10 protein-coding genes are annotated in these 12,482 nt (G+C 30.5%); 6 read left to right on the top strand and 4 right to left on the bottom strand.

What is annotated here, in order from left to right:
* The coding region (locus tag MODO_RS18360) for an RteC domain-containing protein (RefSeq protein WP_173644472.1) at positions 1 to 305 on the bottom strand (305 nt) is incomplete at its 3' end.
* A gap of 196 nt (positions 306 to 501) precedes the next feature.
* Between MODO_RS18360 and MODO_RS18355 the strand changes: the two genes are divergently transcribed.
* From MODO_RS18355 to MODO_RS18330, 6 genes are all read left to right on the top strand, one after another.
* Positions 502 to 825, top strand: a complete 324-nt coding sequence (locus MODO_RS18355; protein WP_058699366.1) for a hypothetical protein — start codon at positions 502 to 504, stop codon at positions 823 to 825.
* A complete protein-coding gene (locus MODO_RS18350; RefSeq protein WP_059051388.1) occupies positions 826 to 1,461 on the top strand; it encodes a hypothetical protein in 636 nt (211 codons plus the stop codon). It abuts the gene before it with no gap.
* Positions 1,446 to 2,216, top strand: coding sequence for a sensor histidine kinase (locus MODO_RS18345; RefSeq protein ID WP_059051385.1), 771 nt, complete (start codon positions 1,446 to 1,448; stop codon positions 2,214 to 2,216). The genes MODO_RS18350 and MODO_RS18345 overlap by 16 nt, the downstream gene beginning before the upstream one ends.
* The gene (locus tag MODO_RS18340) at positions 2,206 to 2,850 is read left to right on the top strand and encodes a response regulator transcription factor (protein ID WP_059051383.1); all 645 of its coding nucleotides are present in this window, start codon (positions 2,206 to 2,208) and stop codon (positions 2,848 to 2,850) included. Before MODO_RS18345 ends, MODO_RS18340 begins: the two co-directional genes overlap by 11 nt.
* Before the next feature lie 87 nt (positions 2,851 to 2,937).
* Complete coding sequence (locus MODO_RS18335; RefSeq protein ID WP_059051694.1) at positions 2,938 to 4,419, top strand: MauE/DoxX family redox-associated membrane protein; 1,482 nt, start codon at positions 2,938 to 2,940, stop codon at positions 4,417 to 4,419.
* A gap of 51 nt (positions 4,420 to 4,470) precedes the next feature.
* A complete protein-coding gene (locus MODO_RS18330) occupies positions 4,471 to 4,773 on the top strand; it encodes a DUF6520 family protein (protein WP_059051691.1) in 303 nt (100 codons plus the stop codon).
* Between the two features lie 34 nt (positions 4,774 to 4,807).
* Here the strand turns inward: MODO_RS18330 and MODO_RS18325 are convergent, their stop codons facing one another.
* The 3 genes from MODO_RS18325 to MODO_RS18315 are packed head-to-tail and all read right to left on the bottom strand — an operon-like array spanning position 4,808 to position 11,715.
* Complete coding sequence (locus MODO_RS18325; protein WP_162264457.1) at positions 4,808 to 7,276, bottom strand: alpha/beta hydrolase family protein; 2,469 nt, start codon at positions 7,274 to 7,276, stop codon at positions 4,808 to 4,810.
* On the bottom strand, positions 7,266 to 8,645 hold the full coding sequence (locus tag MODO_RS18320; RefSeq protein WP_059051476.1) for a RagB/SusD family nutrient uptake outer membrane protein: 1,380 nt from the start codon (positions 8,643 to 8,645) through the stop codon (positions 7,266 to 7,268). The genes MODO_RS18325 and MODO_RS18320 overlap by 11 nt, the downstream gene beginning before the upstream one ends.
* Positions 8,646 to 8,655: 10 nt before the next feature.
* A complete protein-coding gene (locus MODO_RS18315) occupies positions 8,656 to 11,715 on the bottom strand; it encodes a SusC/RagA family TonB-linked outer membrane protein (RefSeq protein WP_059051474.1) in 3,060 nt (1,019 codons plus the stop codon).
* Positions 11,716 to 12,482 lie beyond the last annotated feature (767 nt).

The following is a 12,482-nucleotide window of genomic DNA, read 5'->3' as shown; positions in this document are numbered from 1 at the left end:
TTATGATAGTATTTATTCTTAACAACAATATCTATTGGGCAACTTGTTTCTATAGAATAGAGTTTGTTGTAAAAGATTAGTTTGCCTAAGACTTGAGGCTTAATTACTTTAAAAAATTCAATCTCATCTATTTGATTTTTGAACCCCACTTGAAGTATTTCTTCTTTTAGCTTTATAAGTAAAAGCCTTAAAAATTGAATCATCTCGTAAGCTTTTGAAATTGAAGTTGAATCAATTAAGTTTAGTTCAATTTCCTTTGATTCGATTGTCTTTAATACACTTTTGTAAAGAGCATTTTGTGTCATAATTATTGAGTTTTGGTTGGTTAATTATTGACACGTTTGCCTTGAAAGAATCTTCTATTAGTAGCTCTTTTAAAATAAAGCAATACTACTTTTAAAATCAATACGTAAAAACACGGTAAATATGCGGAAAACACGTATTGTTTATTATTTGGAAATTGTAAATATTTACATTATTAATTTTTAAATGTTTAGCTTTATGGAGATTAACAAAAAATCAGGTACAGTAATTAGCCTTGAAAAGGCAATTGAACTAACACATTCTTATCAAGAAAACAGCCCCGAAAAACCTAATAGTTATTTTGTAGGTCTTGATAAGATTAATGAGTTATTACAACAAAAAGGGGGGATTGGATTGCGAATCTATCCAGGTTTAGATCCTCAAAGCAATCAAAACAATATGGTTTTAGTAGCAGTAGACCAAGAAGGAGAAGATTTAACTAATGGAATTATGCTTGATGAGCTTATCACATGTCCTCCTATGTGTCCTAAAAAGCCAACCAAGCTTATAAAAAGTAAGTAGATGATTTATTATGTACTCTTATATGTAACGCTATTAACAGGTCTTTTTCCTATAGTTATGTTTATTGGAAAAGGAAATCATTTAAATAAGCAGAACAATTATGTTTTGCCTCTTATTCTGTTAATTGCTGGTTCTTCTATATATGAGTATGTAGTTAGTGGTGTATTGAAAATAAGTGTTATTCCTTGGTATCAAATACATTCATTATTAGAGTTTTTAGCTTTATACTATCTTTTTATAAAATTAATTGTACAAAGACCTAAATGGTTCTTTTTAACCTTTTTAGGTCTTTTTCTATTGATCTATGTTTATTCTTTTTTCTGTTTGGAAGAAGATTCAGCTTTCTTAGCAAAGAGCATCAACAAGTCTTTTTTGACCTTGTTTATTATGTGGTGTAGTTTTTTATGGGTAAAACAGGTCTTTGATCAAAAGGTGGTTTTAAGTCTGTATAAGCAGAGTAGTTTTTATGTAGTTATGGGGCTATTCTTCTATTATAGTACGACGATTTCACTTTTTATGTTATCAAGTTATATCTATAATAACGACATCTATTTTAATGATTATTGGTTAGTGAATATTATAGCTAGTTTGATACTTAGAATCATCTTATCAATTGGCGTATGGAAAATGAAATAAAATTATTCTTTTGGCTTGGGACTTTTATTATGATTTCCCTTGTCATTATCGTGATTATCCTTGTGATTGTTTATCAGAAGAATCTAAGCAAGTACCACAATGAACAGCTAAAACAGCAACTTAGAAACAGTTTAATTGTAGAGCATAAAGAAAGAGCAAGAATAGCCAAGGAGTTACACGATGGTCTTTGTGGGGATTTAGCAGCTTTAAAAAATTATGTAGGTGTTATAGAACTTAGTCAAGATAAGGATTTAATAAAATCTACGATTTCAGATATACAACAGAGTATTTTATTGTGCTATGATGAGGCGGTCAGAGTGAGTTATAACTTATCACCTCCTTTGATTAAGGATAATCCAATTAGTATCATATTAAGTAATTACTTAACCAGGATATCAAGAGCGACAAGTATAAAAATGTCTTTTAAATCTGATAAACAAACTTTTATACTAAGTGAATTAGTAAGATTAGAACTCTATAGAATAATACAAGAGCTAATCCAAAATATTATCAAGCACAGCAAGGCGACCTATACAGAGTTAGAACTTAAATGGACAGAGGATCAACTTGTATTATCTATAACTGATGATGGAATAAGGTATGATTTTAATGCTGATTTAAAAGGACAGGATGTTGGCTTAGGACTTAGTAATATTAAGACAAGAGTACAGCAAATTAAAGCAGATTTTACTCATCAAAGACAACAAGAGGTTAATATTACCACATTAAAAATAAATAATAAATATGAAAATTAAAGTAGGAATAGTAGATGACCATAAACTTTTTAGAACAAGTTTTGGTTTGCTTTTATCTCAGTTAGACGGAGTAGAAGTAGTGTTTCAGTGCTCTAATGGTATAGAGCTATTTGAGGTATTAAAAACTAAAAAGGTGGATATTCTATTTTTAGATATTCAAATGCCTGTTATGGATGGTTTTGAGATAACTCCCAAACTCAATGACAGATATCCAGACTTAAAAATACTTATTCTTAGTAGTTTTAATGATTCTTATACCATTGAGAGAATGCTTAAATATAAGATAGCAGGATATCTAACCAAGAATGCAGGACAGTCTCAAATAAAAAAAGCTATTTACAATGTATTTGAAGATGGAGTGTATTATGATAGCCAGATTAGAAATATAGTAAAGCATTTACAAGATGCAGATTACAAAAAAGATGCTGGTTTAACCCAGAAGGAAGTAGAGATCATTAAGCTATTTGTTAAGCAGTACAGTGGAAGAGAAATAGCTGAAAAACTTCATTTGAGTGTTAGAACTGTAGAAAAGCACAAAGAGATTATTATGCAAAAAACAGGAGCGAATAACTTCATAGGTGCTGTTGCTTATGCTATTATTAGACACTATATAACAGAGGATGATCTTTTTTAGAAGTCAAACTACTAAAATTACGTAAAATTACGTATTGTTTTGAAAATAAGTGATTTGTAGTTTTGGATATCCCAAAATGCCAGTACTATGAAAGCCAAATTCTCACTTATTGTACAATATTTCTTTGTATTACTTTTTGTTTATGCAGCGATAAGCAAATTAATCACTTTTGAAGCATTTCAAGTTCAACTGACCCAGTCCCCACTATTAAGCGCTTACGCTAGTATAATAGCCTATTTGGTTATTATTGTTGAACTTGTTATCGCTTCATTATTAACGATAAAACAATTCAAGCTGTTAGGTTTATATCTTAGTTACGGATTAATGGTAGTTTTTACTATTTACATCTACCTGATATTAAACTACAGCGACTTTATACCTTGCTCTTGTGGAGGAATACTTGAAAAGATGGGATGGACAGAGCATCTATGGTTTAATATCATCGTATGTATTTTGGGATTATTAGCCATCTACTTTCAAGAAAATGATAACACAAACAAAAAGCGATTTATTCTATCTACTACATTACTAACCACACTGAGCACAAGTATTGTTATTCTACTTTTTCTCTCTTCAGAACACATCATCAAAAAACAAAATCCCTTTATAAGAAGGTATTTACCTCATGGAGTAGTAGAGGATCAAACATTTGATCTGCAAGTAAACTCTTTTTACTTTTCAGGTTACCATCATGATACGCTATACCTTGGTAATTATACCACACCATTTCGCTATATCTCTATAGATGAAAAACTGCAAAGACAAGATTTTCAGATACAGATTGATTCTTTGCATCTATCTTATAATCAGTTAAAATTCAAAACAATGTATCCTAACTTCTATTTAGTAGATGGAACTATTTCCATAATATTCAAAGGAAAACTGGATAATCAAAATCAACAGCAACCAACTAAAATAGCAAGTTACAAAGATGCTTACTTTTCAGATTTTACTCCAATAGATTCCACTACCATTGTCTTTAAAGGACAAAGTAGCAAAAACTACCAAAATGTACTTGGAGTAATCAATCAAAAAAGTACTACGAAAGTAAAACTAAACCCGGATTTACTACAAAGTGATTCAGATGGGGTATTTGATACTGATGGAATACTGAGTTACAGCAAAGAAAAGAAACAAGTAATTTACACCTATTATTATAAGAATCAGTTCATTCAAACAGATCAGCATCTTAACTTACTAAACAGACAAAACACCATAGATACAACTAAAACCCAAAGTATCACTTCAGCCAAATTATCAACAGGAGAAAATAAAATAACAACTCCTGTAAAGGCAATAAACGCAAAGGTTATAGCTCATCGCAATCTCTTGTTTATAGTATCAAATTCAATGGGACAAAACGAATCTCAAAAGATGTGGAAACAAGCCAGTATTGTAGATGTGTATGACTTTATAAATAACAGTTATATAGGAAGCTTTTACATCAACCACCTAGGGGAAGATAAGCTATCTGATTTAATTGTTACAGACCATTATCTCTATGGTTTATTTGACAAGAACCTTGTTCGTTACAAATTGGCCAAATCGCTAACAAGCAAGTTTCAGTAAGGTTTAGCTCAACCTTAAAAAAAGCTAACTAACTATAAATAAGTTTTAATTATGAAACAATTACTAAAATCAGCAGGTTTGCCAATCGGAGTATTCGCACTTGCTATCGGGAGTGCATTTGCAACAAATGCAATGAAAAATGTTGAACTAAATTCTACTGACCGTATAGGTCATTATGAATTAGATTCAGAGAATGAGTTTTCATGTGTTCAAACAAATATTACTTGTTCAACAATAAGTGATGGTCCAATTTGTACATGGTATGACGCTGTGAATAATCAGGAACGAACTCTTTATGAAAAAGATGAGTTAACAATGCAATGTCCAACTGTGTTGTATCAAAAGCAACCTTAATAGAAAAGCTGTCTCTGCAAGGAGACAGCTTGTTTTAATTTAGACCTTGTTTAATCCAATCAATATTTTTTGTGTCTTTAAGAAAATAGGATAACCAATTAAGGGATCTTATTGTTAAGTCTTTTTGGTTGGTTTTATCAGCTAAACTATGCCCATCTTTAGTGTAAAATAGAGCGATAGCTTGTTTATTATAGCGCCTTAATGCACCATATAAGTTCATAGTGTGTCTCCAAGGTACGTTTTCATCAAGATTCCCAGCCCATAATAGGATTGGAGTTTGAATATTTTGTGAGTAGTAAATAGGAGAATTTGCAAAGTATTCCTTTTGTTTTTCCGCATAGGGTCTTTTTAACTTATATTGAGCATCTTCTATTTTGGCATAGCTCATTCTATTTAAGTAGTAATTAAAACCATAGCTATCCACTATTAATTCCGAACGAGAGGATCCACTTATTGCTACTTTAAAGATATCAACTTGTGTAATAATATAGTTAACTAGATATCCACCGAAGGATTGTCCCATTATTCCAAGGTTTTCACTGTCAATTTGTTTTACTTTTTTTTGTACTTCTTGTATTGCTGCCTCAACGCATTCTAGAGCGGTAACTCCTGGACCTTTCTCACTAACATAAGTATCAGGCTCAAATACAAAATAACCTTGTTCTGTAAGTAGTGCATTGTTGTATCCTGTATCATTTTCAAGTTTAGGAATTCTAAATACATTTTGTAAATGATTTTGAGTTTCATATAAATGGGTAATCATAGGATATTTTTTTAATTCGGAAAAGTTCTTAGGGTAGTAGAGTATTCCTTTAAGTTGTTTACCTTGAACTGTCTTGAACTTAATTATCACTTGTTTTCTCCAATTAAATAAAGAGTCAGCAATAGAACTAGTTTTTACTATGCTTAGCTGCTTGTCTTTATAGGAATTTAATCTATAGGACATATTATAGTTTTCGGTTAAAAAACTAATTTGTTCTTTTTGATTAGACAATAGCACCTGAGTAATTTTATCTGAAGTACTTTCTATGATTGGTTTAATGATATTATTTTCATCTATTATGTGTAATGAGCTTCTATTATTACTTACGTTTAAGGTTTGTATTATTATGGACTTATTTAAATCGACTATTGCACTTGGTTTGAAGTTTGTGTCTAGGCTTGAGATAGATTGATGGTTTAGAATATTAATCTCTAAACTATTAATTGTCTCATTGTTAGTTAGTCTATTTAATCTCTGGCTATTAGTATCAAATAACCAGAGGTTTGAACTATTAGTGATTAGTACTTTGTTAGGATTTGTAGTCCAATAAAAATTTTGCTGATTTTCTAAATTGCTAATAGTTGTAGTCTTATTATTTTTTAAGTTGTATAAATGCCACTTGTTATTAGATTTATAAGCGAATTTATTTTTATCATTTGAAATTGTCAAAGCATAATTACTTAGAGAATCTAATAGCTTACTGTTTGAATTTTTAAGAATATTATGTTTGTATACTGATACGGTAGAGCTGTTTTTACTATAATCTTTATATGCTTTAGAATCATAGGTTAGATACTCATTGTTATTAATAAAACTTATAATTTCATTGTCTATTATAGGAGTTGTTTGCTTATTCTCGATGTTATATAAGAGATTATTGACAACAAAACTATCTCCCTTTAGAGTGTTTTTTTTAGCCTCTAAATTGTAATCATTAGTGTACCAAATGTCTACTATAGGACTTTGAGTTTTATGTAAGTAAAGGTATTTTATTAGGATGTTATTATCAGTCACAAATTCATAAGAAGTATTAATTAAGTTTTGATTTTGTTTTGTAGGTTCAATTCTAAAATATACCTTCTTCTTTAAATCAATATGTATTACCTCATTCCTGGTTGTCTTAACAATAAGATGATTCTGCTTATCGTCCCATATTGGATTGGATAAGGAATCTAATTGAAAAGAACCAGTTAAAGATGAGTTTTTTAGATTTTTAAGGTCTAATGAAAAGAATTGATCACCCTGTAAATACATCATCTGTTGCCTTGATGGAGAGATAAAGTATTGTTTTATTGATTTTTGTTCCCATTTTTTATCAATGTTATTTGATGTATCTAGAAGTAATGCAGTTTTCTGATCAGTTAGAATAAAGATTCTATTGTTAGCTATTATTTCAAAAGAATTTACTTGATCTATTACGGTCTGCTTATGATTTTGCAGATTCACTATATAGAGTTGATTTTTCTTTTGATAGGCTATCTTTATATCATCTATAAAATAGATGAAACCTGTGTCTTCAAAACAGATTTCTTTCTTTGTATCTGCGTTGCTTATACATCTTTTTACGAATTCATTATTTGTCTCTTGTGTAATTAACCATTTTCCACTGTTAGAAATACTAATATTTTGTAGTTTGAACCAAAGGGGACTAATACTTATAGAGTCTACTTGAGCCTTTGAGTTAGAAAAACTTAAAAGTAGAATAAGGTAAATTACTTTTTTTAGAATATTAGTATCCATCATTTTGAGGTAATAGATTATTATTTAAAGAGATTTCCTTTTCAGGATATGGCAACAGTCTGTGATTAGTTTTCCAATTAGGTTTAACCTTATTTAAGATATGGAGTTGATTATTTCTTTTTAAATCAAAGAAGCGATGTCCTTGTTCTGTAAAGAACTCTTTTTGACTTTCAATAAGCATTTCCTTTATACACTCTTCTTTAGTTAAAGTGTTTGGTAGAAGTGATATGTTGGCTCTTTTTTTTAAGAGGTTCAAATATTTAATTGCCTCGACTGTATTGTCTTGATATATCAATGACTCAATTAAAACAAAGTAAGCTTGCTCAACACGAAATACAATAGAGTATTCATCTGTATTATTGGAAATATTCTTGTATTTGTAGCTGTGATAAAAGGTCTTATTGTTACCACTTACTTCCCTTACCCAGTGTTTAAGACGTAGATCATTAATAGAAAAACTTTTGATCAGATCCTGGCTTAGAGCGTGGTTTGTAGGTGGTGTAATATTAAAATAGTATGTTCTTGCTTCCCAAGTGCTAAGACCAGAATTACTAGGAATAAGTTGCCAAATTGTACTCTTTGCATTGTTTTTAAAGACTTTTGTAATATCTGTTTCTAATGCAAATAATGGATTTGATGTAACTAAAGAACTTAAGTTCTGTGCTAAATCATATTTATGCTGAAGTAAATAGTTTTGAGCCAATAGAAGCTCTGCAGCAGCTTTATTGGGATAAATTCTATTTTGTTTTTCAAATGTATCACTTAAAATAGTTAAGCTATGCTTTAAATCTAATTCGATTAAGCTAAGCACTTGTAAATATGGCGTCTTTTTAATAATTATATTTGATTGATAATCAGTTGTAGTAGTATAAGGAATATCTCCAAATAGTTGTACAAGATTTTGATAGTAAATAGATCTAAGTAATAAGGCCTTTGCAATTAAGGGATCCTTGTCATTTATATTTAAATGCTTTGATAGAGTAACTCCTTGGATAAAGGAATTAATAGCATATATGTTTTTGTAAGAACTGTTCCAAAGAGAGTTAATAGTTGGATTATTTGCTCTAATTGAATTATTAAAAATATCAAAAGTTCCTAGACTAGAATTTATCTCACTAAAACTTGTTAGTTCATCAGTATACATTGACATAACAGTACCTAAACCAGTGCTTTGTCCTGTAAAAATGGAAGCATCTCGAAAATTTGAGTATAAAGTTGCTAATGCAGCTTTTGTTGTAGAGATATCTTTATAGATATCATCAGTTCCCATTTGATTATTTGGCATATCCACTTGGATAGCATTTTCACACGATGTACTTAATATTGGAAGTACAAATAGATATAGTATAAATAGATGTTTAGTTTTCATATTTTGCTTTTTAAAGAGTTAGTTGTAATCCAAAAGAGAATGTTCTTAGAACAGGAAGATTTCCTGGGTATATATTTTCAGGGTCCATTCCAAAATAATTAGTAAAGGTTAATAAGTTTTGACCTTGGGCATACAGACGTAACCTTGCCTTTGACAATGGGATATCATACCAAATATTAAGATTTTTTAGACGTAAATAGGAAGCATCACTTATAGCATGATCACTTTCTTGAATAAGTAAAAAATTGCTTAGAACATCACCTTTCATACCTGTTGAGAAGTAGGGAAACTCAGCATTAGGATTGTTTGTAGAGAAACTATTTAAAACTTCTATAGGTTGGTTTCTTGCCACACCTGGTAGGATCATTCGTTGAAAATAATTATAGCCTCTTTGCTTAACAAATTGAAATAAAAAATCCATTCCAAAATTTTTATAACTAATGCTATTTGATATTCCACCATGATATTTTACATTAACTTCTTGTATGCTTTGTTTATCCTCTAAAGGAGTGATTTTGCCATCTTGGTTAAAATCTTTAAATTTAAATTGACCTGTTGTAGGATCAATACCTTCATAGTGGTATAGTTTTAATACACTTATTGATTTACCTATAACATATCTATTTGCGTATGTGGAGTTTTCAAGATTTGGAAAAGAGACAAGTTTATTTTTGGGAAAAGAAATATTAAAACTTGTTGTCCACTTCCAAGAAGTAGATTTAATATTATTGGTGTTTAATGTAAACTCCCATCCTGAATTTTCTACTGTAGCGGCTGAGTTATTTATTATCTGATCAAACCCAGTTGTATACGGTAGAGGAGTACCTAGTAATTGGTTAGATGATCTGTTGTTATAGTATGCTATACTTGAGTTTATTGTTGAATTAAATAAACTCAGTTCCATTGCTATTTCTGCTTTGGTTGTCTTTTCCCAACTGAAATTAGGGTTGTATAGCCTTGATGGAATAAAGCCAACGATATCATCATACTTTGCCGAACCAGTAGAGTAAGTATCTAAGTATTGGTAATCTCCAATTTGATCACTACCTGTTATACCATAACTTGTTCTTATTTTTCCAAGGTCTAACCAAGAGATATCTTTTAAGACAGGTTCTTCTGAGAATAACCAAGCCGCACCAATAGCTCCGAAATTACCAAACTTGTAATTGTCTCCAAATCTAGAAGAGCCATCTCTTCTTCCTGTAAGATTGATAATATATTTATTGTCATAAGTATAATTGAGTCTTGTAAATGAACCTGAGTATTTATACTGCGTGTCAGTTAGCTGACGAATAGATTGAGAACTAGCGCTTGCTATATTGGTTATTTGTGAGTTAGAAGGAAATCCATAACCGTATAGATGTATAGCAGTTCGATTACTTGTTTGATAGGTTGTACCAATTAAAAAATTAAGACGATGTTTTCCATACTCTTTTGTCCACGATATTTGAGGTTCTAAAATATACGATTTAGAATTAGTATATGAAATTTGAGCTGTTGAATGAGCACTTGTTCTACCTAAGTTAGGATTATTTACTGTATGAGGGGTTAAATGACTTTCGTTGAAGTTATTTGTCGCTAACCCACTATTCAGTATTAAACTAATGTTATTGTGTAATTGATAGCTAATATTAGTATTGAAAACAAAAGCTGTATTTTCATAATTGTAACTTGCTTGTAATGCCGCTAAGGGATTATTAAATGTTCCATTTTCCCAATTCAAAGTACCGTCTTCTTTGTATAATTTTGGAGCATTAGGAACAAGACTTAATGCTGTTGAAGTAAGATCAGTTTGTATGAGTTCATTCTTTTGCCTCGAGTAGGTTGTTGCTGTTGCTATTTTTAGCTTATCTGTTGTATGATTAAAAGTAAAGCTTATATTATCTCTTTTAAAACCTTTATCTACTGGAAAAACAGTTGTTTGTTTATTGTGAGAAGCATTTAAGTTAAAGGATGTATTTTCACTCCCTCCACTTAAACCTAGTTCAGTATTGGTTGTAGTAGCTGTACCTCCAATTAACTCTTTTTGCCAATCTGTATATCTGTTTCTATCCCATGTTCCATTTATATCATAAGCGTTAGTAGGGTAAGTAGTAATGTTATCATTAATAAAGGCTTGTTCTCTCATTTGTAAGTATTGCTGAGTGTTTAATAACTTGGCAAAGTTTACTACTTTACTATTGGCAAGATAGTTTGAGAAGGTTAGTCTTACTTTTCCTTTTGTTCCTTTTTTGGTTGTTATTAAAACTACACCATTAGCTCCTTTTGAGCCATATATAGCTGTAGCATCGGCATCTTTTAAGATCTCGATACTTTCTATATCATTAGGATTAATTGAATTAAGAGGATTATTGTGACCTTGTAACAAAATAGTAGCAGATAATCCTGTACTTGAACTGCGGTCACTAGGCATATGTATACCATCAATTACATATAAAGGTACATTTGCCATGAATTGATTAGTGTTGCTTTGTAGACTGTTTTTACCACGTATTTGTATATCAATAGAGCTACCTGGGACACCTGATAATTGAGTAATACTAACACCTGCCATTCTTCCTTGTAAAGCTTGCAGAGGATTAGTCACTGGCTGAAACTCGATATCTTTAGCTGCTACTCGTGCTATACTACCTGTACGCTCTCGATCTTTAACAGTATAATATCCTGCATTAACTACAATCTCGTCAAGAGTATTATTATCCTCACTAAGTGTAATATTAAGAACATTACCACCCACAAAAACAATAGACTGATCTTTATACCCCATCATTGAAAAGGTTATCTTATCACCAGAAGTAATATTGATGGTGTATTTTCCTTCTAAATCAGTTGTAATTACTTTAGTCCCAACTGTCACTATAACACCCCCAAGAGCACCAAAGGAATCCTTTACAGTTCCTGTTAGTTTTATAGTTGGTTTTTGTTTTGTATCTTGTAGCAAGTCAGATACACTAAAAGACAAATGTTTATCATTTGATACGGCATAAATTGGACAGCTTAACAAGCCAACTAAAAAGAGTAGTGACAGAGCTATCCTATAACCAGTTATGGTTTTAAATTGAGTTTTCATAATGTTTATAATTGATTTGATATAAGACGCTTTTAAATCATTAAGATTTTTATTGCCGTAGTACTTAAATAAGCTATATATCAAAAGGTTAGTTAATTGGTAATTTATATTCTACATATTTTTTTAAAAAACTATCTCCAAGCTCTAAAGCACGTCTCCCAAAATGCAAACTAGAGCAAGGAGATAGTCATGGACTTTTAGCATGACTTAAAATCCCTTTAAGCCATACTTTTTGTTGTGTTTAAAATGCCTACTAAGGACTAAGCCTATAATTAACCACTAGGCTAAAGCCCTATAGCAAGCGGTTTTTCTCCATAATTAATAGTTTTAAAGGGTGATTAATAAATAGCACAGTAGGAGAGACTTATTTCATAGCTTTTTTCCTTACTAACTAATCTATATTGCCTTTTAGTCGAATGGATGAACGAGCTATATTTATGTGTGATAAAGGCAATAGTTATCCTGTACGCATCTAAAAACTGTTTTTAGACCTAGCGTAAAATGTGTTATAACTCTAACTAAATAGGTAATAGGGTAGCCATCCAACATTAAACAAGTAATGTCAAATTAATCTACAACGATAAGATTTAGTTAAACTAAAATGTAATCATAGGCTAAATGTGAGTTTAGTTACTAATTGGTTGTTTGTGATAAATAATTAATAATTGAAAAAATCTCGAATAGAACATTCGATAAGTCCATTAAGGATAGATAAGGTATTGTAAGCATTCATTATTAAAGCAACGAACACTAAACAAATCCACCTT

Source organism: Myroides odoratimimus (genome assembly GCF_001485415.1).
Lineage (GTDB): Bacteria > Bacteroidota > Bacteroidia > Flavobacteriales > Flavobacteriaceae > Flavobacterium > Flavobacterium odoratimimum.
Note: the sequence above shows the minus strand (reverse complement) of the source record. Positions and strands in the feature narration are given on the sequence as shown.